Raw genomic sequence first — 25,080 nt, 5'->3', positions numbered from 1 at the left:
TATGGTGATTCATCAAATAAAAGTATTGCAATCAGTGGCTTCAAGTATTGCGGAAGCGGGGCGTGGTGTCAGTGGTACAGCATTTCCAATCCAGCCTGCAAAACCACTTAAATTGTATGAGTTTGAAGGATCACCATTTTGTCGTCGTGTTCGTGAAGTATTAACTTTACTGAATCTTGATGTTGAAATATATCCATGTCCCAAAGGTGGACAGAAGTACCGTCAAATTGTCAAAGAGAAGGGAGGGAAACTACAGTTTCCTTTTCTGATTGATGAAAATACTGGAGATCAGTTGTTTGAGTCTCAGCAAATTATTCATCATCTGTTTAAATATTATGGATCAACTGGAAAAACGCCTGCCAAATATAGTCATTATGCCAAATTGCCTTTGCCCGAATTTGCAGGAACATTACTGAATATGGCGCGCGGTGTCTGGATTAATAAAAAAGTGATTCATCGTGCTGCGCCAGAACAGTTACTTGAATTATGGAGTTTCGAGGCAAGTCCTTATTCACGCCTTGTACGCGGCGTTTTGACTGAGTTAGAACTCCCTTATGTATTGCACAATGTCGCTAAAGAACGCTGGCAAGATCAGGGACCTGCCATACTGCGTTTGAAACCGGGCAAATATGTACCCTTAGCAGGGGGAAAGCGTGAAAAAATGCTGCCTGACATGCAGGGAAGAATGCAGGTTCCTTATTTAGTCGATCCTAATACTGGGCTTAAATTGTTTGAATCGGCTAAAATTGTAAAATACCTCAAAAAACAATATGCGCATCCATAATTACCCTATATAAAGTGATCATATTTACTAAGCGTACAATGTTGCAGGCATTGTACGTTTTTTGTCTACATTTTATGCAACAAGTTGATTGAAAACAGGAAATGTAAACTCGCCTTTGTTACTTTTAGATACAATGTGTTAAATTAGTAACAGAATAAGATGTTCAGACAAGGCAAAGATTTATGACATTGACTCGAGTTCAGCCTGTTACCAGTCGTCCCGGTGAAAATGCTTTATTTATTGTATTGGGGCTTTCTTTAACAGATGGTGTAAAAGAAAAAGTAATTGATTTTGCAGCGAATTTTTCAGCATTAACGCGTAGTTTAAGAGCGCGATATCCCGATGATAATTTTAATCCAGTGTTGGGGTTTAGTTCCAATGCATGGGATATGTTGTTCGTTGGTCAGCCTAAACCACACGAATTAACCACGTTTAAAGAAATTAAAGGACCAAAATATACCGCTGTTTCCACGCCCGGAGATTTGTTTTTTCATATTCGTGCTGATCGACAGGCTTTATGTTATGAGCTTGCCAGTATTATTCATGAACAACTGAAAGATTTAACTCATCCTGTCGATGAAGTACACGGTTTTCGTTATTTTGATGGTCGTGCGATTATTGGTTTTGTCGATGGTACAGAAAATCCTGAACCTGAGATTGCGGCTGAATATGCGCTTGTTGGCACAGAAGACCCACTATTTACAGGGGGAAGTTATGCTTTTGTACAAAAATATATCCATGACATGGATAAATGGCGCAGCCTCAGTGATGAAGAACAGGAAAAAGTCATTGGGCGCAAAAAATTTAATGATGTTGAATTGGGAGATGATGTAAAACCCGGTACAGCACATAATAATGTCAGCAAAGCTTATGATGATGACGGCAATGAATTAAAAATTATGCGTGCCAATATGCCGTTTTCAAATCCGAGTAAGGGTGAATATGGTACTTATTTTATTGGTTATGCCAATAAGTTTAGTACCACACGTCAGATGTTAGAGCATATGTTCCAAGGCAATGCCGAAGGTCATTTAGATCGGTTACTGGACTTTAGTACAGCCCAGACTGGAACTTTATTCTTTGTACCCACAGTTGATTTTCTGGATGATCTCGGTGATGAATAAGTGATTTTCTGGTCGGAAAAATAAAACCCAAGTGATTCATTGACTTAGGTTTTTAATTGGGGTTGTTAATTAGGATCATTAAATAGACTTCTTTCATCATTGTTTAAACCCTTTTTATTTTTCTCCCATAGGGAGAGGCATAAAAGGGACTTGTGAAAGAAGTCTAATATTTAATGAGTTAAACATTAAAATCGTTCGGCCATGGCCATGTTCCACATCCGATAATAAAAGTTTTCCTCATCTTTTTCATGGCAATTCAAAAGCTCACCGCCTTTAAAGAAAAAGTGTAGTTGTGCATAGTTTTTAATTTCACGGTCATTCAAGCGTTGTGCCAAATGATGCGCCTTAATTTCCGATGGATGCTGTAAACCTGCTGCTGCAATCATTTCTGACAGCGCATGTAAGGTATTTTTTTGGAAATTAAACACTCGGTCGGCTTTGGTCGGGACATCAATGGCTTTTTGTCGGTCTTTATCTTGCGTCGCAACCCCAACAGGACATTGATTGGTATGGCAGCTTTGCGCTTGAATACACCCGACAGCGAACATAAATCCACGTGCAGAATTGACCCAATCTGCACCTAGTGCAAAGGTACTGGCAATATCAAAAGCACTGATAATTTTACCGCTCGCTCCTAATTTAATTTGATCACGTAAACCTGCGCCAATTAAGGTGTTATGTACAAATTGCAAGCCTTCGCGTAGCGGTGTTCCAATAAAATCACTAAATTCAACGGGAGCCGCACCTGTACCGCCTTCAGAGCCATCTACAACGATAAAATCTGGAATGATTTTGGTTGCAAGCATGGCTTTAACAATGCCCATAAATTGCCACGGTTGACCAATACACAGTTTAAAACCCACAGGTTTACCGCCTGAAAGTTCACGGAGTTGCTGAATAAAATGCATCATTTCAATCGGGGTGTTAAAGGCAGAATGCTTAGGCGGCGAAACACAATCACGGTCACGGGGTACACCACGAATTTCTGCAATTTCTTCGGTAATTTTATTTTTCGGTAAGATCCCGCCGTGACCCGGTTTGGCTCCTTGAGACAGTTTGATTTCGATCATTTTGATCTGGGGAAGTGCAGCTTGTTTTTTAAATTTTTCAGGATCAAATTTTCCGTCTAATGTACGACAACCAAAATAACCACTGGCAATTTCCCAGACAATATCACCGCCATTTTCCAGATGATAAGGACTTAAACTCCCTTCGCCCGTGTCATGATAAAAATGACCCATTTTTGCGCCTTTATTCAGTGCACGAATGGCATTAGCACTCAAACTCCCAAAGCTCATGGCTGAAATATTCATGATCGAAGCACTATAAGGCTGGCTGCATTGCTGATTACCAATTTCGATCCGAAAAGTTTTGGGGTCGGCAGGTTCGCATGGTGTAATCGAATGCACCATAAAACGATAATCATCTTGATAGACATTAATCAGCGAACCGAAAGGTTTATCCGCATTTTCATTTTTGGCACGTTGATAGACCAGACTGCGCTGCATCCGTGAGAAAGGTAGGGCATCCTGATCAGATTCAATAAAGTACTGACGGATTTCAGGGCGAAAATCTTCAAAGAAAAACCGAAAATGTCCCATGATTGGGTAGTTTCTTAGAATAGAGTGTTTACTTTGTAAAACATCATAAAGCCCCACCAGACTGAGCAATACTGTAATTAACCAGAGTCCATTCAGGACTGTATCCGATATAAAGTAATAAATATAATGAGGCGCATAAGAGAGGCGGAACCAAGTAATACTGATTGCGATAATAATGCACAAAAACCAGACGGAATGCCGCGAAAAAAAGGTATTGAGAAATTTGTGTCGGATACTTTGGGTGATGTTAGCCATTAAAACAATATTCCTGTTTTTATTGTGATCTAAATTAGCCAACAAGCCCACTTTAGCTCAAGTAGTGAATTGTTAGAGCTGAGAATTATTCTAAATTCCCAGCTCAAAAAATGACTTATTCGGTTTCTTCTTCAGGAGGAAGTAGCATCAAAACCGAATCATTGAGCAGTTGCGCAACATCTTCAAGGATATCTGCTGAATTAAAAGCTTGGTCGAAATTCAATCTTTCACCATCAGCAAGCTGTTTCAGCATTTTTTCAAAGATTTCAGAAATACAACATTCTTCGCCATTGGCCCAAAACAATAATTGACCATCATGTTCGGTGTAAAGCAGACGCGATGCTGGTTCTAAGCGCAATTCATATCCTGTATCCAGAATCTCGATCAAGTCGTCTGCTTCAAGTTCATCTGCTTCAGGAATATTGTCCGGATATTTCGGTTCAGACATCAGTGACATGAGGGCATGTTCAAAGTCACTAGAGTGCTGTAATTGATCAAGCACTTTGGTTTTGAGATAAGCCAGTTCGTTCGATGTAATTTCTCCAATCGCAGAACTTTGATCTCGAACAATATCCAATAATGGGTTTTTTAATAGACTATTATCTGCAAATTTATCGCTAACACGATCCATCATGGTGGCAATATTGGGCATACGAAAGCCAAAGGAAAAGGTTAGGCAATCATCTTCAGCAACACCGTAATGTGACAAACCCGGCGGAACATAAAGTAAATCGCCTGGCGCTAAGACTTCATCGAACTCAATTTCCATCTCTGGAAGAAGTTTTAATGGCTGATTCGGCACAAATTCAGTGGATGCATCACATATTTGACCCAGTTGCCAACGGCGATGACCATAGCCTTGCACCAGAAAAACATCATAAAAGTCAAAATGTTTACCAACAGAGCCACCTTTAGGTGCATAAGACACCATGATGTCATCACGTCGCCACTGCGGAATAAAAGGAAACTTTTTCCACAGTTCTGCCAAATCAAGAGAATAATGATCAACAGCCTGAACCAGTAAGGTCCAGAGTTTTGGCATCTTCTGGAAATCACCTTTGGTGAGGGGTGAAGATTTAACGCTCCATTGATTCGGATCTTTATCTTTTTGTTTGAGTAGACGTGCAGAAACGGTTTCTTCTAAAGCCAGTTCTTTGACATCGTCGGGTTCAAGAATATTGATAATTTCTGGCATGGCAGCCCGAACCAGAAGCGGTTTCTTCTGCCAATATTCCGTTAAGAATTGCTCTGCGGTAATTCCACCTAAGACATCAAGAGATTTAGACATAACACAATAACCATAATATTTTGCATATTGTTCAATAATCGTTATCAAGTTACAAGCCGATGTCAGATTGAGTCAGCAAACCAATTAAATTTTTAATGTCTTTATTGATCACTTATGAGAATGAATTGATCATTGTCGATTGGTTTTAAGTTTAATTGTGAATGATAATTCGCAAAAATCTGATGAGCGATGTCTCTAAAAGGCTCATTGTTGAAATGAGGTAAAGGATAAAAGTCGATTAAATTCAAGCCTTGAGTATTGTCAAGCTGTGGGGCTTTTTTTGCATCATCCATCAACTGGATATACGCAATATCGGGTGCTAAAACAATACTGCCTGCTGAGCTTCCTATATAGGGTTTACCTTGATGAATCCACTCAGAAATCAGCTGATCAGTTCCTGTACGTTTAAGTTCTTGCAATAAATAAAACGTATTACCACCTGAGATAAATAAGTAATCACTTTTCGATAATATTGTTGCAATTGATTGAAAAGTTAAAGTACTAACGTCTAACTCATTAATAGATAAACCTAATTGTTCAAATGCAAGCCTGTCATTGTCTACGTAGCCACGATAGTCTTCAACTAAAGATGCAGTGGGAATAAACGCAACTGCTTTATCATGAAATGATTCATTTAAAAAATGATCTAAGTGTGATGAAACATCAGCAAACGATGCGGTTAACAATATTTTTTTCATGATTCATTCCAGTGAGTTAATGTTATGGAATCACAATATTTAATTGCCTTAAAGCATAACATAACTGAATTAAAGGAAGTCCCATCAGTGTGGTCTGATCATTTCCAGACATCGATTCGAATAAACTAATGCCCAACCCTTCGCAGCGAAAACTTCCAGCACATTGTAGAGGCTGTTCTTTGGCAACATAACGCTGAATTTCATCAAGAGATAGCTCGCGAAATTTAACCTGATAATGTTCAACCAAGGTGCGCTCAAAACCACTTTGCATATGTTGAATACTCAGCCCCGTACTAAAATATAGTGTTTGAGCTGAATTTTGCATCAATTGTGTGATGGCGTTTTCAGTGGTTAATGGCTTACCAATAAAATCATGCGGTGTATTGAGTCGCCAAGCGACTTGATCAGAGCCAATCACAATTGCATCTGGATACTGTTCTGCAATCACTTTAGCTTTTTCAAAAGACAGACGATGCGCGAGGTCATCTGCATGGGTTTCAGCTTTGGGCGATTCGTCAATATCTGGGGAAATACAACGATAAGCCAGACCTAAGCGATCCATCAATGCTTTACGTGTTTGGCTGCTAGATGCCAAAATAATCTCAGAATGATTCATCAAACGGCATATTCCATTAAGACATCCAAAGGCACATAGCTTAAAACAGATTGATGGCATGCCTGTAACTTAATGGGCGGTGCAAAACCTGCCTGATAGGCTTCAACCCAGCGCGTCACACAAATACACCAATAATCACCCGGTTTCACGCCGGGAAAGCCGACTTCTGGAAGTGGTGTCGTCAGATCGTTACCGACTTTTTGTGAATAACTTAAAAATTCCGAAGTCATTTCAGCGCATACTGTATGTTGACCAAGATCATTCACTGCGGTATGGCAAAATCCATTACGAAAATAACCTGTAATCGGATCAAAACAACAGCTTGCAAGTGGCTCGCCCAACACGTTCAGGCGATTAATTTTTGGATCGGGATGAATAGACATAGGCCTTAATCGTAAAACTGCTGAAACTATCATAATCAAAAGTTTATCTTTCTACAGCTTTTCTGCAAAAAAACTAACTTTTTTTAGTGTAATCATTTAAAATTGGTGCGTTTTTAAAATCAATAAAGAGAGCAATACATGAATTTTCAGCGCATGACTGACCTAGATTTAGCAGGCAAACGTGTCCTTATTCGTGAAGATTTAAACGTGCCTGTCAAAAATGGGGAAATAACCAGTGATGCACGTTTACGTGCTGCATTACCGACGATTCAGGCGGCTTTGGAAAAAGGTGCTGCGGTCATGGTGTTCTCTCACTTAGGTCGTCCGGTAGAAGGTGAACCAAAACCAGAACAATCACTTGCACCTGTCGCAGCTTACTTAAGCAAAGCATTGGGTCAAGAAGTAAAACTATATACAGACTATCTGGATGGTGTTGAAGTTGAAGCGGGTCAAGTAGTTTTACTTGAAAATGTACGTTTTAATCACGGCGAAAAGAAAAATAACGCTGAATTGGCACAAAAATATGCCGCACTTTGCGATGTTTTCGTGATGGATGCATTTGGTACAGCACACCGTGCAGAAGCCTCTACTGAAGGTGCAGCACGTTATGCCAAAGTTGCAGCAGCAGGGCCATTGCTTGCGGCTGAGTTAGATGCTTTAGGTCGTGCACTAAAAACTCCTGAAAAACCAATGGTCGCGATTGTTGCAGGTTCCAAGGTTTCAACGAAACTGGATGTTTTAACTTCGCTTTCTGATATTTGCGGTCAATTGATCGTCGGTGGTGGGATTGCGAATACATTCTTGGCTGCTGCGGGTTTCAATGTTGGCAAATCACTGTGTGAAAATGATTTAATTGATACGGCTAAAGCAATTGCAGCGAAAGTTTCTGTTCCACTTCCAACCGATGTTGTAGTTGCAGATGCGGCAGAAATCGACTTTGCTGATTTCTTGGGCTCATTAGCAACAGCAAAAGCACTGGTCAAGAAAGTTGAAGATATTGCTGACAATGACATGATTTTAGATGTTGGTCCTGAAACTGCAAAAGCGTTTGCTGAGATCTTAAAAACAGCTAAAACGATACTTTGGAATGGTCCAGTGGGTGTATTTGAAGTGGATCAGTTTGGCGAAGGCACTAAAACACTGTCATTGGCGATTGCTGAATCTGAAGGATTCTCTATTGCAGGTGGCGGTGATACTTTAGCGGCAATTGATAAATATGAAGTGGCTGACAAAATTGGTTATATCTCAACGGGTGGTGGGGCTTTCCTTGAGTTTGTTGAAGGCAAAACTTTGCCGGCAGTTGCAGTATTACTTGAACGTGCTTAACCACGCGTAGATTTACTGTCATATATTTGAAATAGGTCGATTCATATCGGCCTATTTTTTCATTTTAGATTCACATAAATGTCACAAAGTTGAAATAAACTAGCCTAAATCCAGTAAAACTGTAGGATAAACGTGATGAAATTAAAACTTGCTTTGGCTGCATTGGTCATGATTCCTTTAACCTTCACTGCCTGTGCTAAAAAAAATGATGCACCCGCTTCTCATGAGGGGCAAACTGCACCCGTTGAAGAAAAAGTGACACCAGAACAGCAAGCTGCAATTGATGCGCTCGACAAGCCAGTGATGGATGAAAAAAATACCGATATTCCTGATGCTGTTGCCAATGCGCCAGCTGATGCAGCAACACCTGCAACTGAGCAAGAAACTACTGCAGTTGAACAGAAATAAGACAACGTATTCGAGCTTATAGAGTGAGTTATGTAGGCTTTTGTTAAAAGTCCCTGCTGATGCAGGGATTTTTTTTGAAATCCTGTGATTTGTTGCTGATTTGAAACAAATGACAAGGTAGAATATGCGCACTACCTGGGAGGATATTATGGCACTTATTTCACTGCGCCAGCTCTTGGATCACGCCGCAGAACACAACTATGGCGTACCAGCGTTTAACGTAAACAACTTAGAACAAATGCGCGCAATTATGTTGGCCGCAGATGCCACCAATTCACCTGTGATTGTGCAGGCTTCGGCTGGTGCTCGTAAATATGCAGGTGCACCTTTCTTGCGCCATCTCATTTTAGCGGCGGTTGAAGAATGGCCACATATTCCCGTGGTGATGCATCAAGATCATGGGACTAGCCCAGATGTTTGCCAACGTTCAATTCAGTTGGGCTTTAGCTCAGTGATGATGGACGGTTCATTGGGTTCAGATGGTAAAACACCAATGGATTACGACTACAACGTCGATGTCACTCGTCGCGTGGTGCAAATGGCACATGCGTGTGGTGTATCTGTAGAAGGTGAAATTGGCTGTTTGGGTAGTCTTGAAACTGGCTTGGCTGGCGAAGAAGATGGTGTCGGTGCAGAAGGTGTACTTGATCATTCTCAGCTTTTAACTTCAGTTGAAGAAGCTCAACAATTCGTTGCAGACACCAATGTCGATGCTCTAGCAATTGCAGTGGGTACTTCACACGGTGCGTACAAGTTTACTCGTCCACCGACAGGTGACATTTTAGCAATCGACCGTATTAAAGAAATTCATGCAGCATTGCCAAATACACATCTGGTGATGCATGGTTCAAGCTCTGTACCTCAGGAATGGTTAAAAATCATTAATGAATACGGTGGTAATATTGGCGAAACTTACGGCGTACCTGTTGATCAGTTGGTTGAAGCAATTAAACATGGTGTGCGTAAGATCAATATTGATACCGATTTACGTTTGGCTTCTACAGGTGCAATTCGTCGCTTTATGGCGGAAAATCCAGCCGAGTTTGACCCACGTAAATACTTTGCTAAAACCGTTGATGCAATGAAGCAAATTTGTATTGACCGTTATGAAGCGTTTGGTACAGCGGGTAATGCTGACAAAATTCGTCCAATCTCTTTAGAAGTGATGGTCGATCGTTATAAATAATTGATCCATTATTTATAAGATTTTGGAAAAGCCCATACATTGGGCTTTTCTTTTATCCATAAAAACAAAAGCAACTGCGAGAAAAATATGCAACTCATTATCTTTGCAGCATTATGTAGTGTCTCTGTTTCAATTTTACTGAAATGGCTAAAAGAAAAAGGTTTTGAGCCGGTCCAGATGATTATCTGGAATTATGTCAGTGCCAGTTTACTGTGTTTTTTCTGGTTTAAACCTGATCTTGCTCATTTGTCATTACAGCATACGCCGTGGTGGTTAATTCTTATATTAGGTCTGATTTTACCCAGTATTTTTTTGTGTTTAGCAAAATCACTTCAATTTGCAGGGATTATAAAAACAGAACTTGCGCAGCGTTTATCTGTGATCCTGTCTTTATTGGCTGCATATTTTATTTTTCATGAAAATTTTAATACGCTTAAAATGGTGGGTATAGGTTTAGGCTTAGCCGCAATTCTCAGTATTGTTTTGGCAAAAGGCAAAACCCAAAATTCCAGTCAATATTATAAATCAATCATGGCTTTAATCAGCGTATGGTTTGGTTATGCTTTGGTCGATATTTTACTTAAATATACCAGTAGCTTAGGTTTACAGTTTTCAGTTACTCTGAATTTGATCTTTATCGCGTCATTTATTTTTTCATTTATTTATGTGGGCTTTATTTTAAAACAAGCATGGCTAACCAAAAATATGATGGCGGGTTTGCTTTTAGGTGTTTTAAATTTTACGAATATTGCGCTCTACGTTAAGGCTCATATGTTGCTGAAAGATTCGCCTGCAATCGTTTTTGCAGGGATGAATATTTTAGTTGTAGTCTTTGGAATTTTCAGTGGATTGATTTTATTTAGAGAAAAAACCAACTGGATGACCTTACTAGGATTGGTATTAGGTGTGGCAGGTGTTATGTGTTTGGCACAAGCCATGTAAAAGCTGACAAAATATTTAAATTAATTGTGCATGTATTGAATAATAATGAGTCATCATGAAGCTTCACCAAGTCTAATGATGACTCACTCAAATTAAAGTTGAGTAAAAATCACGTCATCACTTAAACGTGATTTTGGTAATTTAGCATTAAAATCGGTTTCACTTCGATAACCTAAGGCAACAACGACAGAGGCGCGAAAACCTTTTTCGGTTAAAGCAAATTCTTCATTTAGAACATCTTCATCAAAACCGCCCATAGGGGTGGCATCGATGCCTTCTAATCCTGCTGCAAGGAGTAACTGACCAAGCGCGATAAAGGTTTGATTTTCCATCCAGCCAAACAGGTTTTTTTGTTCATTACGGTAAAAATCGACGTAGCCTGCGCGAGTTTCACGTTGTCCTTGTTTGGCTTTTTCATCTTTAAAACGACCATTTAAGTCATCTTGCTCAAGTAGTTGTTCAAGATGTTCTGGCGTTGCGTCGATACGAGTGCAAAATACAATCGTGTGTGATGACTCTAAGACTTTTGGCGCATTGTAGGCATAACGTCCAGTCATGGCTTTAGCAATACGTTGTTTGGCTTCATCACTTTTAGCAATTAAAAAGTGCCAAGGCTGAATGTTGACTGAAGAGGGCGTTAAGCGTAGTACTTCCAATAAACGCTCAAATTGTTCGTTTGGTATTTTTTTTGCTGGATCATAAGCTTTGGTGGTATAACGACTTTTTGCGGTATCTAATAAGTTCATGATCATTCACCTGATGTGTAAGCTATCAACATAGCTGATGATCATAAAGGGTATTGAAAAGAGATGAAATATTTTTAAATAAAAATCAACTGAACTCATTAAATTTGTCTTATTAGCGTTTGCAACGTCTTTATTTTTCTCGTTAAAGAAGAAATAAAAAGGGCGAATGAAAAAAATCTCATCCAATTGGCTCAATTTAAGCAATTTGCCATTTGATAAATTGTTGTTGTCCGTGTTCATCTACTTCTAAAATCATGGCTTCACTGCTTTGTTCGCGCCAGTCACCTAATACAATTCTGAGTTTATTTTGTTCATGATGAATGGCAGGACGATGTGTGTGTCCATGAATCAGATAATCCATATGTTCTAAAGCTTTGATAACAGCCTGATGATTCACATCCATGATCTCATAAGATTTTTGATGTTTGTCTTCACGGCTTTTTTTGCGAAAACCATTGGCAAGTTTTTGTCTAAAACTCAGTGGAGTTTTCTTTAAAAATGCAACAAGATAAGGGTTACGAATAATCTTTTTAAATCGTTGATAAGCAATATCGTCGGTACATAAAGCATCGCCATGTTCAAGTCGATAATGTCGACCTGCAATTTCCATGGTATAAATCTCTGGAAGTAAAATTCCATGAAACTGCTCTAAAAAATCTTGACCTAAAGCAAAATCACGATTTCCCACTTGGAAATAGATGCGGTTACCTGCGGCATCAAATTTTTTTAAAGCCTCAACAATTTCATCTAACCAAGGTGCGGTATAGTCGTCACCAATCCATGCGTTAAACCAATCGCCTAATATATAGAGGTGAGTGTTTTTATGCTGATAATGTTGCAATAAATCTAAAAACCCCCGAATGAGTCGAGGGTGTTCAGGTGACAAATGTAAATCGGAGATAAACAGATAAGTCACAAATGATTCCGTTTAAATTATTCAGAAATAATTTTAGCAGATTCAATCACAACATTTTCTAAAGGAACGTCGGCGTGATAACCACGGTTGCCTGTGCGAACATTTTTAATTTCGCTTACAACATCCATACCGTCAACAACTTTACCAAATACGGCATAACCCCAACCTTGAGCAGTTTTACCTGTATGGTTCAGGAAAGAGTTGTTTTTTACGTTAATGAAAAATTGAGCAGATGCAGAATGCGGTGCTTGAGTACGCGCCATTGCAATAGTGCCTTCGTCATTGCTTAGACCATTGTCTGCTTCGTTTTCAATTGAATCACGAGTGGCTTTTTCTTTGAAGTTTTCGTCCATGCCGCCGCCTTGGATCATAAAACCATCAATCACACGATGGAAAATAACACCATCATAGAAACCATCACGAACATATTCCAAGAAGTTAGCAACTGTTTTAGGCGCTTTTTCAGTGTTAAGCTCAAGAACAATACGACCTTTGTTGGTGTTTAATTCGACTTGAGGAAAACTCATTACATAATCTCCTAATCATGGACATGAAAGCCATGGGTTTTTTGGTTGAGAGAAGCATAAGCAAACTGTAAACTACATAGCAAGTAAAAAACGTAAATTTCTTTGATAAAAAATGAAGATTACGTTTCATTCAGTCAAATTTTAACTGTAAAGAAGTGAAATATTTATATGAAGCCAAATGATGTTGTTTCAACTGTGCCCAATTCTCCGACATCGAATACTCATGCATCTGTCGATTCTGCGCAGCAAGAACAACAGGCCGGCTTAGATTTTGTGCGTCAGGTCATTACTGATGATTTAGCCAGTGGTAAAACCAAAACCGTCGTGACCCGTTTTCCACCTGAGCCGAATGGTTATTTGCATATTGGTCATGTCAAAGCGATTTGCTTAAATTTTGGTGTTGCAGAAGAATTTGATGGCTATTGTAACCTGCGTTTTGACGATACCAATCCAGATGCCGAAGAACAAGAATATGTTGATGGTATCGAAAATGATGTGAAGTGGCTGGGCTTTGAATGGCAAGGTGAGCCACGTTATGCATCAGGTTATTTCGATCAACTTTATGCATGGGCGGTTCAACTGATTGAACAGGGTGATGCTTATGTGGACTTGCAAAGTCCTGAAGAAATTAAGCTTAACCGCGGTAACTTTGTAGAACCAGGTAAAAATTCACCGTATCGTGATACAAGCATTGCTGAAAACCTCGAGCGTTTTGAGAAAATGCGTAATGGTGAGTTTAAAGAAGGTGAAGCAGTGCTGCGCGCCAAGATTGATATGAGCAGTAACAATGTTCACATGCGCGACCCAATTTTGTATCGTGTCTTACATTCTGAGCATCACCAAACGGGTGATAAATGGAAAATGTACCCAATGTACGACTATGCACATCCATTGTCAGATGCGATAGAAGGGGTAACGCATTCACTTTGTACATTGGAGTTTCAGGATCACCGTCCGTTTTATGACTGGGTCATTGAAAAAGTACATTCACCAGATGTGCCACGCCAATACGAATCTTCGCGTTTAAATATTGATTACACCATTACCTCTAAGCGAAAATTACGTCGTTTGGTTGAAGGTGGCTATGTCAATGGCTGGGATGATCCGCGTATGCCAACCGTTGTAGGTATGCGCCGTCGCGGTTTCACACCTGAAGGTTTGCGTGATTTTAGTCGTCGTGTTGGCGTGTCTAAAACCGATGGTATTGTCGATGTAGCGATGCTCGAATTTTGTATTCGACAGTCTTTGGAAAATACCGCTGCACGTGGTATGGCTGTACTCAATCCACTTAAAGTCACCTTGACCAATTTGCCAGAAGAATTGGACTTGAAACATGCCCGTCATCCAAATGTAGATATGGGTGAACGTGTGATTCCATTAACCCGTGAAATCTATATTGACCGTAAAGATTTTGAGGAAGTACCGCCAAAAGGCTTTAAACGTTTGGTTCCTGACGGTGAAGTGCGTTTACGCCATGCCTATGTTATCAAGTGTGATGAAGTGATTAAGGATGCCAATGGTGAAGTGATTGAACTGAAATGTTCAATTGATCCTGAAACTTTGGGTAAAAATCCAGAAGGTCGTAAAGTAAAAGGCGTGATTCATTGGGTGTCTGCAAGCAAAGGTGTTCCTGCGGAAGTTCGTATTTATGAACGGTTATTTACTGAGGCTGCGCCAGATGCAGATGATGATTTCTTGGCAAATTTGAATCCTGAATCATTAAAAGTGGTTCAGGCTTATATTGAACCGGCATTGGCCGAAGCTCAACCAGAAGATCGTTTCCAGTTTGAACGTGAAGGTTATTTTGTTGCAGATCGATATGATCATCGTCCTGAAAAACCTGTGTTTAACCGCATTTTGGATTTGAAAGACAGCTTCAAACTTGAGAAAAAATAAGGCAACGCCTTATTTTTTCGTAAGGTCCCGCAGGGTAATAAGCGCAATACCTTGTTTTTTCGGAAAATCTCTTTTTAAAGTTCAATTTAGCCTCTATCTGTAGAGGCTTTTTCATGGTTATCACATGCTTATTGCTAAATTATTGATTGTTCCTTTTTTTATTCTTCTGGTGAGTCTGGCTGGTCGACGCTGGGGCAATAAAGTCGCAGGTATCTTAAGTGGTATGCCTGTGGTTGCGGGTCCTATTGTGGTGTTGATGGCCTGTGAACAAGGTGTTGAGTTTGGTTTACATGCAGCGACAGCAGGGATTTCCGGTGTTGTGTCATTACTTAGTTTTGGGATTACATATTGCTGGCTCAGTCGATCTTGTCACTGGAGTCTGTCATTTCTGGGTGGAATTCTGGTGTGGATGGTGACATCAGTTTTACTTACTTTTGTACCTCAAAATTTGTATGTGGTGAGTGTTGTCGCAATATTGGGTTTAATACTGACACCATTGATTTTGCCAAAATTATCCACGATTAGCCTACCAACGCGTCAATTTAATGACTTAGCACTAAGAATGCTGACGGGTGGAATATTTACACTTACAGTCACCACGTTGGCGTATGTATTAAATAGTCAATGGAGCGGATTACTTGCCGTATTTCCTATTATTGGTTCTGTCATGGCCATTTTCACCCATATTATGCAGGGCAGTGAAGCGGTAGCCATGTTGTATCATGGAACAGTCAGAGGCTTATATTCATTAACTACTTTTTTTATTGCTCTGGCAACTGGATGGAACTCTTTTGATTTTTGGTCTGTGGTTGTGGTTGGTGTTTTAATGGCGATTATGGTGCAGTTGGTTTTCTACTTTATAAGTCGAATATCAGTGGCAATAAAAATCTAAAATCTACCTCCGAGCTATTCTTTATGCCGCTGTTTATACAATAAATAGGTCGGCATTTTCATCTTGGCTTTGTCTCGTAATTTTTTCTTAATATAGAAGACTAAGGCAAAACATGTCGTAGCAATGGTCAGATAAAAACTATTCATATAACTCATCAGTGAGCTGATATAGCCTAATGTAGTGAGGCGATTCATCATTTTGACCACTTGCGGGCTACTTTCGATGCCAGTAATGGCCCAACTACACAAATGTTCGCAGTTATTCATAATTAAGTGATAGTTATTTTCATGCATACGTGAGCGAATACGTCTGACCACGACTCGTCCTTTATATTTCGGCTGGTGATAATAGCGAACATGGACTTGTTTGCCATGTGAAAACTTTTCTACGGACGTTATTTCAATGGGTTTCTTTTTGAAAAGATGGGCAAAACCAGAATAATGGATGACCCGTCCACGACCTGCATAAATCCCATGGTGACTATAGCCCATATGCTTCACGACAAGATGAGAACCAAGTGGAAATCGTTTAACTGAATGTTGCATATTCACCCGATCCAACAATCTACACAACTGTATTGTATTAGCATGATCATGACCAGATTATAACGATTATTTAATAAAAGTGCTTCAATCAAGTGCAATAATCAGTTCAGGTTCATTGTTAGTGGTTTGAGTCTCATTCATGATGAGGAATAAAATTGGTCGATCTAAAGCATGTTTAAGTTCAACAACCTTATAAGTATTGCCTTCATTTTTCCAGTTCTATCGAGTTTTGTGGCGTGTTCATCGTATGCAGATGAAACTATCAGCTATCAGGCAAGACAAATGGCTTCAGGGGCGAAAGTAGATGTGTTTCAGATCAAAGATTTATCAAAACTTAAATTATTTTGGCAGGATGAAACAGGGCATCCTTTCTTGAAGTTTGAGAAGATTACACAGCAGCTCACAAGCTGTGAAACGTTAATGTTTGCCATGAATGCAGGCATGTATCATCCAGATTATGCCCCCGTCGGTTTATATATTGAAAATGGTAAAGAGTTAAACACAGTCAATCAACAACAGGGCTTTGGGAACTTCTTTATGCAACCGAATGGTGTTCTGGCTTGGAATTCTCAACAAGCTGTTATAAAGAGCACTCAAAACTATAAAAATCTGCATTTTAATGCAGAGTATGCAACTCAATCTGGTCCGATGTTAGTATTTGATGGACAAATTAATCCTCACTTTCTACCCAACTCAAATTCTTTAAAAATTAGAAATGGCGTAGGGATAAAAGAGAATAAGTTATATTTTGCAATAAGTCGCAATCCTGTTAATTTTTACCAGTTTGCAGATTTCTTTAAAACAGATTTGAATATAGAAAATGCATTGTATTTAGATGGTTCAATCTCAAGTTTATATTTTCCAGAGATTAATCGGCGAGATCGGCGTTACAAACTTGGACCCATGTTGGCTGTGGTGACTCAACAAACATGTATTAAACCATAAAAAAACCGCCAAAATGGCGGCTCTTTTTACTGCACAGGATGATGATTTATTTCATTCAACTCTTTACGACTATAGCCACGAGATACTAGTACTTTCTTAATACCTTTAATCATATCTTCGTCAGTTGCTTTTGCTAAAGCAGAGACTAACTGCTCATTTGTCTTACAAGAACAATCATTTTCAACACAAGCAATTTGATTCTTATGCTCGTTGTTGATTTCATCTGCTGAAAACAGCTTTTGCCAAAAACTCATAGAGCCTTCACATTCAACCTAACATAGCTCGAAATATAGCCAAAATAAAATAAAATACAAGTCAACTAAAGTGATAAAAGCAACAATTGAACTCTAAATTTTCCGATGATAACACTCGGATTTAACGAAATTATGACAGTCTAAGGGGCTTGATCTTTGATTTATATCATCTTTTTATATTAAAATATTTATAAAGAATAAAGGGTTATCTCAAAACCCTCTATTCTAAAAGTTACATTGCAATAATTTGTTTAAATTAATTCGAGCAATACTCCAGATTCAACATGATGAGTAAATGGGAATTGATCAAACAGTGCAAAGCGGCGAATACGGTGCGTCTGGCTTAAAGTTTTTAGGTTGTCATACAGCGTATCTGGGTTACAGGAAATATAGAGAATACGCTTAAAACCAGCCAGAAGTTTCAGCGTTTCATCGTCAATGCCTGCGCGGGGAGGATCTACAAAAATGGTATCGAAGTCGTAGCTTTGAAGGTCAATATTGGCTTCTTGTAAGCGTCTAAATTCACGTTCACCTTGATATGCCTGAGTAAACTCTTCGGCAGAAAGTCGTGCAATCTGGATATTATCAATCTGATTTTGTTCAATATTCCACTGCGCAGCATAGACTGAACTTTTTGCCAACTCGGTAGCAAGCACACGGCGAAAATGCAAAGACAATGGCAGCGTAAAGTTACCATTGCCACAATACAGCTCAAGTAAGTCCTGATCTGAATCTTGAATGACATCGCATGCCCATGTCAGCATTTTTTGGCAGACTTGTGCATTCGGCTGAGTAAAGCTACTTTCAATTTGTTTGTATTTAAACGTACGACCATGCACATCGAGTTGTTCAACCACATAGTCTTCGCCAATAATGACTTTTTGACCGCGACTACGACCCATAATTTTAATATTGAGTTTTTCAGCCAAAGCCTTAGCCGCATTTTCCCATTCAGTATCCAGTTTTCGATGGTAAATGAGGGTCACCAGCATTTCACCGCTTAAAGTGGCTAAAAAATCCGCTTCAAAAATTCGCTGCGATAAAATTGGATGAGCTTTGAGTTCTTCTAATAAGCGTGGCATGAGTTGATTAATGCTTTTATCTGCAATAGGAAACTCATCCACACGAACAACTTCTTTTTGTTTACCATCTTCAGCACGTTCAAACATGGCATAAAACAAATCATCATCAGTATGCCAAAGACGAAATTCTGCGCGCATACGGTAATATTGCTCAGGAGATTCAAACACCTCAAGTTCTGGTGCATTAAATTCGGCAAATTGTTGTGTGATTCGTTCAATCTTAACTTGAAGCTGTTGCTGATAGGTTTGAGACATAAAGAGGAAAAATAACAAGACTAATCAAAGCGCAAATAGTAGCAAAAAAACAGATTGAGAGGGAGAAAACTTAGGTGGAAGCTGAATGTGAAGTTTATTCAGTACATGTAAATTTATAGATTCAATGAAATTAAAAACGCCCCAAATGTTAAACATCTAGGGCGTTTATATCGTTATACAGATTTGATTGATGTAGACATAGTTACTGAGGCATACTTTTACTCAGACATGGTCATCAAACTGGCATTACCTCCTGCGGCAGCAGTATTAACACTGATTGCATGTTCAATCACAAGACGTTCTAGTGGAATAACCTGTTCTGAATTTTGCATATGGGTAATGCCCACAATTGCACCTTTACGATTGGCAATTTGAGTTTGTAATATGTGCAATTCATCAATCGAACCGTGATGAAGCACTGCATCAAAATCACCATGTTCGACATGACCAACTTCAATGATTGATTGACGAACGGCTTTAGGAAGCTGCTGTGCAAACTTTTGCAAGAATGCATGACCTTCAAGTAAGGCAACCTGACTGTTGACTGCAAAAATTGCTAACATTTGATGGATCAAATCCAGTTCATTTTGCGCAAGAGCCAAGACACGTTTGCGCGGTAACATCATATAACCGTTATTTTCACCTGTTGGCCCTTGTAATTCAAAAGCATGACCGACATTCATTGGCACCACGTTCGGAAACTTATGCTCAGGGTAGTGCTGTTTTACCCATGCAAAAAATTCACGGAATAAGGCGAGTTGTGGTAATGGCTCAGAAACTTTCTCTATTTTTACTCCAAATGGAACCTGTAAGGCTTTTTCAGAACAATCTGCCATGAGACGGTAAAGATAGAGTGGGCCACCTGCTTTTGGTCCTGTACCAGATAAGCCTTCGCCACCAAAAGGTTGCACACCGACCACAGCACCCACGATATTTCGGTTAATATACAAGTTTCCAACTTCAGCATGTTCCACGACGGTATTGATGGTTTCATCAATGCGTGTATGCAAGCCCATGGTTAAGCCATAACCTTTGGCATTAATACGCTCAAGCAGTTGTTTTACTTCGCCGTGTTTATAAGTAATGACATGCAAAACTGGGCCAAAGACTTCACGCTCAAGATCATCAAGGTTTGGAAGTTCAATCAGTGTTGGTGCAACAAATGTACCTTGCTTGAATTCAGTTTGATCTGAGCTGTCATTGTTTAAAATGAATTGATGAACAGGGTAGCCTTTGCTACGCATTTTTTGAATATGCTGGTCAATGGTCTGTTTTGCCTCTAAATCAATCACTGGACCAATATCTGTTTTTAAGATAAATGGATTACCCATGATCAATTGCTGCATGGCACCCTTAAGCATGGTCACAAGCGTTTTTGCATTGTCTTCCTGTACACATAAAATGCGCAGTGCAGAGCAACGTTGACCTGCACTATCAAAAGCAGAATTCACCACATCAATGACCACTTGCTCAGTCAACGCAGATGAGTCGACAATCATGGCATTTTGACCGCCAGTTTCTGCAATCAGTGGAATCGGCTGTCCTGTAGGTGAAACACGTTGAGCAACGGTTTTTTGTAAAATCTTGGCAACTTCAGTTGAACCCGTAAACATAATACCCTGAATACGATCATCAGCACTGAGTTTTGCACCGACAGTTTCACCGCGCCCCGGCAACAGTTGTAGCACATCAGTAGGAATACCAGCTTCATGCAAAATTTGCACGGCTTGTGCAGCAATCAATGGCGTCTGCTCCGCAGGTTTGGCAATCACACAGTTTCCAGCCACTAAAGCTGCTGCAATTTGACCAGTAAAAATGGCCAACGGAAAATTCCACGGACTAATACACAACACGGTACCCAAAGACTGAATTTGGATAGTAGGATTCAGGCTTTCAATTTGAGTCGCGTAATAGCGTAAAAAATCTACTGCCTCACGCACTTCAGCAATCGCATTGGCATAGGTTTTACCTGCTTCACGGCACAATAAAATCATGAGCTCCTGCATGCGTGATTCCATCAAGTTAGCTGCTTGTTTTAATGCAGCTGCACGTTGATGTTTTGCAGTATTTGTCCAAGTGTGTTGTGCTTGAATAGCCGAATGCAAGGCAACTTCAACATGTTCAAGTGTTGCTTCCTGAACATAACCGACGATGTCTGAATGAATTGCAGGATTGAGCAAGGCCTGTGGACTCACTTCAATCTGATCAACAGCTTGGGCAACAAGGGCTTTACTTTCCCAGACTTTATTTTCAAGCTGTTGTGCTGTTTCATTTAATTCAGCCAATGTTGCATCATTGGCAAGATCAAAGCCTTTGGAATTTTGACGCAAGGTGCCATACAAATCGATTGGAAGGCGAATCCCCGGATGTTTTAAACCCGCTTTACCTTCACGTGTGGCAATGCTGTGTATCTCTTTAAACGGTGACTGAATCAGATCTTCAATTTTTAAATTTTGATCGGCAATACGGTTCACAAATGAAGTATTTGCTCCATTTTCAAGCAAACGGCGCACCAGATACGCCAGTAACGTTTCATGGTTGCCGACTGGGGCATAAATACGACATGGAACGCCAAGTTTATGATCACTGCGCGCGCCAACCACTTGTTCATACAGTGGTTCACCCATACCATGCAAGCATTGAAATTCGTACTGTCCTGCATAATATTTGCTTGGATCGGCCAACTGGTAAATGGTGGCTAGTGATTGCGCGTTATGCGTCGCAAACTGTGGATAGATCTGCTCAGGGGCTGCCAATAGCTTTTTCGCACAGGCAATATAAGACAAATCAGTGTGAACTTTTCGGGTAAAGACAGGGTAGTCATCCATTCCATCAATTTGGGCTTTTTTAATTTCACTGTCCCAATATGCGCCTTTCACCAAACGAATCATTAGGCGTTTTTGACTACGTTTCGCCAGATCAACGACATAATCGACTACATAGAAGCAGCGTTTTTGATAGGCTTGAATGACAAAACCAATCCCTTTCCAGCCTGCAAGTTCAGGCTCAAAGCAAAGGCGTTCTAGTAATTCAAGTGAAATTTCCAGACGATCTGCTTCTTCAGCATCGATATTTAAGCCGATGTCATATTTCTTGGCAAGTTGTGCCAGTTCAAAGACTTTACCATACAGTTCGTTGTGGACACGGGCAATTTGCGAACGCTGGTAACGTGGATGTAGGGCAGAGAGCTTGATCGAAATGCCCGGACCGTCATATACGCCTTTACCATTGGATGCTTGACCAATCGCATGAATCGCTTGTGTATAATCATTAAAATAACGCTCGGCATCATGATCGGTCAGTGCGGCTTCACCTAGCATATCGTATGAATAACGAAAACCTTTGTCCTCTAGTGATTTCGCATTGTCCAAGGCTTCTTGAATCGTTTCACCTGTGACAAATTGCTCACCCATCATACGCATGGCAACATCGACGGCTTTACGAATAATACCGCGGCCACTACGTGCCAAAATCGAAGTCAGTAAGCCAGACAAACTACCTTGCTTTGGTGTTTCCATCAGTTTGCCAGTGAGCATCAAACCCCATGCTGCTGCATTGACAAACATTAAACTACTTTGACCTAAATGGTCTTTCCAGTTGCCCTGATTGATTTTGTCACGAATCAATAAATCACGAGTGGCTGCATCAGGAATGCGTAGTAAAGCCTCAGCAAGGCACATGAGGGCAATACCTTCCTGAGATGAAAGCGAAAACTCTTGTAATAAACCTTGGACAATGCCTGCTTTGCCCGAAGAAGTCTTACGTTCACGTAACCCATTGGCAAGATCAAAGGCTAATTCATAAATTTTATGGTCAAGTTCATCTGAAATTGCAGCGGCTTCAAGTAGGGTTTCTACAGATTCAGGTTCTGGACGACGCCATGCAGTATTAATACGCTCTTCCAGTTCACTTTTTTCTTTAAATTCAGTGATATATCCGAAATGAGGTTTCGCTGTGTCCATCTTTGGGTCGGTATCCATCATATTCATGTCAAATTCCAGTGACGATCTCACTCTAATATTGTGAGATAGGTTTAGATAATTTATCATTGCAAAATAATTACCGAATAACTCACTATAATATGGGTATTTTTTAGTGAAATATTTTGTTTTGAGGGGTGTTTATGGCATTAGATCGTGTAGATTTAAAAATTCTTGATATTCTTCAAGAAGATGGGAAAATTTCGAATACAAAATTGGCTGAAGAAGTGAATCTTTCTGCAACGGCTGTAATGGCACGGGTACAAAAGCTGACCAAAGAAGAATTTATCATTGGTTATGAAGCAAAATTAAACCCAGAAAAGCTCAATGCCAGTTTTTTGGTCTTTGTGGAGGTGTTACTGGATAAAACCACTTCAAATGGATTGAATGAATTTATCGAAGCTGTGATGGAATATCCTGAGATTGTAGAATGCCACATGACCAGTGGTGGCTTTGATTTTCTCATGAAAGTCCGTAGTGCCAATATGGAAGAATACCGCAAGTTTGCAGGTGAAACGTTATGGCAACTTCCCGGCGTCAAAGAAACACGTAGTTATCCTGTCATGCAGGTTGTGAAAGATACCTCCAAGATTAAATTACCAAAGCGAACGATAAAAAAAGGGACTTCTTAAAGTCCCTTATTTTAAAAACTAAATTTTAATGGATTATTTTGTTTCATGATACAAGCGATCGGCTTCTTCAAAGCGTTCAGTGACTTCTTTGCCCGGTTGTTTACCTAATAAACTCACCACAATGATGGTGATCATTGCAAGAACGAAGCCCGGAACAATTTCATATAGACCAGTAGAAGCAAACAGGTTTTTCCAGCCAATGACCACGACTGCACCAACGATCATACCTGCCAACGCGCCGTTTAAGGTCATGCGTTTCCAGAACAGGGACAGAATAATTAATGGACCAAAAGCCGCACCAAAACCTGCCCATGCATACGCTACTAGACCCAGAACCTTACTTTCAGGATTACTTGCTAACCAAATCGCAAACACTGAAATGGCAAGTACCATCAAACGACCAACCCAGACCAATTCTTTTTGCGAGGCATTTTTACGCAGAAAAGATTTGTAAAAATCTTCAGTGAGTGTACTTGAACAGACCAGTAACTGACAGCTTAGGGTACTCATCACCGCCGATAAAATACCAGCCATGATAATACCTGCTACCCAAGGATTAAATAGAATCTGTGCCAATTCCATAAATACGAGTTCAGAGTTTTTACTGACGTTGCCTGCCAGTTCAGGGTGCAACTGGAAAAATGCGATACCGAAGAAACCCGCGCCCACAGCACCACCTAGGCATAGAATCATCCAAGACATGCCGATGCGACGAGCCGCTGGAATTGATTTTACTGAGTCCGCAGCCATAAAACGCACTAAAATATGCGGCTGACCAAAATAGCCTAAGCCCCATGCAGTTGCGGAAATAATCGCGATAAAACTCACTCCAGACAGCATATTCATTGCATGTGGACGTGCTTCCTGAATGAGTTGAGTCACATGTTGCTGACCATCACCAATGGCGAGATATGCGAAAATCGGAGTCAGCATCAAGGCAAAAAACATCATCCCTGCCTGAAAAGTATCTGTCCAGCTAATTGCGAGGAAACCCCCAATACACACGTAGCTGATCGTTGCAATTGCACTTACCCATAACGCGGTATGATAGTCCATGCCAAAAATGGTTTCGAATAAGCGCGCACCCGCAACCATGCCTGATGCACAGTAAATCGAGAAGAAAATCAATATGATCAGCGCAGAGGAGACACGTAATAATTTTTTGGTGTCATTGAAACGATTGGTAAAATAATCTGGAAGGGTCAACGAGTTTGACTGAACTTCGGTATGTACACGTAAGCGGCCAGCAACGAATAACCAGTTCAGCCATGCCCCGATAATCAGACCAATTGCAATCCAGGCTTCTGAAAGCCCAGACAAATAAATTGCGCCAGGTAAACCCATGAGCAACCAGCCACTCATGTCCGATGCACCAGCAGATAACGCAGTAACGAAACTACCGAGGCTTCGTCCACCTAAAATATAATCTGAAAAGTCTCTTGTTGCTCGGTAAGCGTAGAGACCAATACAGACCATTGCCACGATATAGAACACAAACGTGATAACGGTTGGGTTGATAGAATTCATGTGTGGGACCTATCCTTATGTGCATTTACGCGAGTAATCAACCAGTCCAAACAAAAAATTTGGTTGCCTAAAAATAAGGCGTTGATTCAAACACGGATGCCAAAATAATAACTGTTAATTTTACGTATATTTAATGTAAATTTGTGTAAAAATATCTTGTGTAAAAAATTTATTTAATATCTTATATTTTTCAATTGATTAGGAGTTTTATCTTAATTGGGTGTTTAAAAAAGCTGATCAAATGAACAAGAAAAGTTTAAATATGCAGCAAA

The 25,080-nt window shown here is 40.0% G+C and carries 23 protein-coding genes; 10 read left to right on the top strand and 13 right to left on the bottom strand.

What is annotated here, in order from left to right; translation table 11 throughout:
• Position 1 precedes the first annotated feature (1 nt).
• Both E0D95_RS03495 and E0D95_RS03490 read left to right on the top strand, forming a co-directional pair.
• Positions 2-784 (top strand): glutathione S-transferase N-terminal domain-containing protein, encoded by a 783-nt coding sequence (locus E0D95_RS03495; protein ID WP_130802577.1) that lies wholly within the window; start codon positions 2-4, stop codon positions 782-784.
• Positions 785-966: 182 nt separating this feature from the next.
• A complete protein-coding gene (locus E0D95_RS03490; protein ID WP_130802576.1) occupies positions 967-1,908 on the top strand; it encodes a Dyp-type peroxidase in 942 nt (313 codons plus the stop codon).
• Between the two features lie 185 nt (positions 1,909-2,093).
• On the opposite strand, the gene E0D95_RS03485 is transcribed toward E0D95_RS03490, so the two are convergent.
• The 5 genes from E0D95_RS03485 to E0D95_RS03465 form a co-directional block, all read right to left on the bottom strand.
• Complete coding sequence (locus E0D95_RS03485; protein ID WP_130802575.1) at positions 2,094-3,764, bottom strand: FMN-binding glutamate synthase family protein; 1,671 nt, start codon at positions 3,762-3,764, stop codon at positions 2,094-2,096.
• A gap of 115 nt (positions 3,765-3,879) precedes the next feature.
• A complete protein-coding gene (locus E0D95_RS03480) occupies positions 3,880-5,052 on the bottom strand; it encodes a ribosomal protein uL16 3-hydroxylase (RefSeq protein ID WP_130802574.1) in 1,173 nt (390 codons plus the stop codon).
• 101 nt (positions 5,053-5,153) lie between these two features.
• Positions 5,154-5,750, bottom strand: coding sequence for a Type 1 glutamine amidotransferase-like domain-containing protein (locus tag E0D95_RS03475; protein ID WP_130802573.1), 597 nt, complete (start codon positions 5,748-5,750; stop codon positions 5,154-5,156).
• Positions 5,751-5,772: 22 nt separating this feature from the next.
• The gene (locus tag E0D95_RS03470) at positions 5,773-6,369 is read right to left on the bottom strand and encodes a Maf family protein (protein ID WP_171478528.1); all 597 of its coding nucleotides are present in this window, start codon (positions 6,367-6,369) and stop codon (positions 5,773-5,775) included.
• Positions 6,366-6,749 (bottom strand): DUF2237 family protein, encoded by a 384-nt coding sequence (locus E0D95_RS03465; RefSeq protein WP_130802571.1) that lies wholly within the window; start codon positions 6,747-6,749, stop codon positions 6,366-6,368. Before E0D95_RS03465 ends, E0D95_RS03470 begins: the two co-directional genes overlap by 4 nt.
• 138 nt (positions 6,750-6,887) lie before the next feature.
• On the opposite strand from E0D95_RS03465, the gene E0D95_RS03460 reads away from it, so the two are divergent.
• The 4 genes from E0D95_RS03460 to E0D95_RS03445 all read left to right on the top strand — a co-directional run bounded on the left by E0D95_RS03460 (position 6,888) and on the right by E0D95_RS03445 (position 10,611).
• Entirely contained in the window at positions 6,888-8,075 is a 1,188-nt protein-coding gene (locus tag E0D95_RS03460; protein ID WP_130802570.1) for a phosphoglycerate kinase, read from the top strand.
• Positions 8,076-8,210: 135 nt separating this feature from the next.
• Positions 8,211-8,483 (top strand): hypothetical protein, encoded by a 273-nt coding sequence (locus tag E0D95_RS03455; RefSeq protein ID WP_130802569.1) that lies wholly within the window; start codon positions 8,211-8,213, stop codon positions 8,481-8,483.
• A 148-nt stretch (positions 8,484-8,631) separates the two neighbouring features.
• Positions 8,632-9,669 carry a class II fructose-bisphosphate aldolase gene (fba, locus tag E0D95_RS03450; RefSeq protein WP_130802568.1) on the top strand — a complete coding sequence of 346 codons (1,038 nt, stop codon included), beginning with the start codon at positions 8,632-8,634 and terminating at the stop codon, positions 9,667-9,669.
• Positions 9,670-9,756: 87 nt separating this feature from the next.
• Complete coding sequence (locus E0D95_RS03445) at positions 9,757-10,611, top strand: EamA family transporter (RefSeq protein WP_130802567.1); 855 nt, start codon at positions 9,757-9,759, stop codon at positions 10,609-10,611.
• A gap of 92 nt (positions 10,612-10,703) precedes the next feature.
• Here E0D95_RS03445 and nfsB read toward each other — a convergent pair whose 3' ends face one another.
• The 3 genes from nfsB to E0D95_RS03430 all read right to left on the bottom strand — a co-directional run bounded on the left by nfsB (position 10,704) and on the right by E0D95_RS03430 (position 12,800).
• Positions 10,704-11,357, bottom strand: coding sequence for an oxygen-insensitive NAD(P)H nitroreductase (nfsB, locus tag E0D95_RS03440; protein ID WP_130802566.1), 654 nt, complete (start codon positions 11,355-11,357; stop codon positions 10,704-10,706).
• 196 nt (positions 11,358-11,553) lie between these two features.
• The gene (locus tag E0D95_RS03435; protein WP_130802565.1) at positions 11,554-12,273 is read right to left on the bottom strand and encodes a UDP-2,3-diacylglucosamine diphosphatase; all 720 of its coding nucleotides are present in this window, start codon (positions 12,271-12,273) and stop codon (positions 11,554-11,556) included.
• A gap of 17 nt (positions 12,274-12,290) precedes the next feature.
• The gene (locus tag E0D95_RS03430) at positions 12,291-12,800 is read right to left on the bottom strand and encodes a peptidylprolyl isomerase (protein ID WP_130802564.1); all 510 of its coding nucleotides are present in this window, start codon (positions 12,798-12,800) and stop codon (positions 12,291-12,293) included.
• Positions 12,801-12,968: 168 nt separating this feature from the next.
• Here E0D95_RS03430 and E0D95_RS03425 point away from each other — a divergent pair, with 168 nt between their 5' ends.
• Positions 12,969-14,696 carry a glutamine--tRNA ligase/YqeY domain fusion protein gene (locus tag E0D95_RS03425; protein WP_130802563.1) on the top strand — a complete coding sequence of 576 codons (1,728 nt, stop codon included), beginning with the start codon at positions 12,969-12,971 and terminating at the stop codon, positions 14,694-14,696.
• A gap of 124 nt (positions 14,697-14,820) precedes the next feature.
• Positions 14,821-15,588: a hypothetical protein gene (locus tag E0D95_RS03420; protein ID WP_130802562.1), complete on the top strand. Its 768-nt coding sequence runs from the start codon at positions 14,821-14,823 to the stop codon at positions 15,586-15,588.
• 14 nt (positions 15,589-15,602) lie between these two features.
• Here E0D95_RS03420 and E0D95_RS03415 read toward each other — a convergent pair whose 3' ends face one another.
• Positions 15,603-16,133, bottom strand: coding sequence for a lecithin retinol acyltransferase family protein (locus E0D95_RS03415; protein ID WP_130802561.1), 531 nt, complete (start codon positions 16,131-16,133; stop codon positions 15,603-15,605).
• A gap of 171 nt (positions 16,134-16,304) precedes the next feature.
• Between E0D95_RS03415 and E0D95_RS03410 the strand changes: the two genes are divergently transcribed.
• Positions 16,305-17,078: a phosphodiester glycosidase family protein gene (locus E0D95_RS03410; protein WP_130802560.1), complete on the top strand. Its 774-nt coding sequence runs from the start codon at positions 16,305-16,307 to the stop codon at positions 17,076-17,078.
• A 26-nt stretch (positions 17,079-17,104) separates the two neighbouring features.
• On the opposite strand, the gene E0D95_RS03405 is transcribed toward E0D95_RS03410, so the two are convergent.
• The 3 genes from E0D95_RS03405 to putA form a co-directional block, all read right to left on the bottom strand.
• Positions 17,105-17,332: a hypothetical protein gene (locus E0D95_RS03405; protein WP_130802559.1), complete on the bottom strand. Its 228-nt coding sequence runs from the start codon at positions 17,330-17,332 to the stop codon at positions 17,105-17,107.
• 251 nt (positions 17,333-17,583) lie between these two features.
• Positions 17,584-18,669, bottom strand: a complete 1,086-nt coding sequence (gene trmA, locus E0D95_RS03400) for a tRNA (uridine(54)-C5)-methyltransferase TrmA (protein WP_130802558.1) — start codon at positions 18,667-18,669, stop codon at positions 17,584-17,586.
• 218 nt (positions 18,670-18,887) lie between these two features.
• Positions 18,888-22,658, bottom strand: a complete 3,771-nt coding sequence (gene putA, locus E0D95_RS03395; protein ID WP_130802557.1) for a trifunctional transcriptional regulator/proline dehydrogenase/L-glutamate gamma-semialdehyde dehydrogenase — start codon at positions 22,656-22,658, stop codon at positions 18,888-18,890.
• Between the two features lie 134 nt (positions 22,659-22,792).
• Here putA and E0D95_RS03390 point away from each other — a divergent pair, with 134 nt between their 5' ends.
• The gene (locus tag E0D95_RS03390; RefSeq protein WP_130802556.1) at positions 22,793-23,281 is read left to right on the top strand and encodes an Lrp/AsnC ligand binding domain-containing protein; all 489 of its coding nucleotides are present in this window, start codon (positions 22,793-22,795) and stop codon (positions 23,279-23,281) included.
• 33 nt (positions 23,282-23,314) lie between these two features.
• Here E0D95_RS03390 and putP read toward each other — a convergent pair whose 3' ends face one another.
• Positions 23,315-24,808, bottom strand: a complete 1,494-nt coding sequence (gene putP / locus E0D95_RS03385) for a sodium/proline symporter PutP (RefSeq protein ID WP_130802555.1) — start codon at positions 24,806-24,808, stop codon at positions 23,315-23,317.
• Positions 24,809-25,080: the final 272 nt, after the last annotated feature.

This window comes from Acinetobacter ihumii (assembly GCF_900625095.1).
Lineage (GTDB): Bacteria > Pseudomonadota > Gammaproteobacteria > Pseudomonadales > Moraxellaceae > Acinetobacter > Acinetobacter ihumii.
The sequence above is the reverse complement of the archived record's forward strand: the minus strand, read 5'-3'. Positions and strand labels throughout refer to the sequence as shown.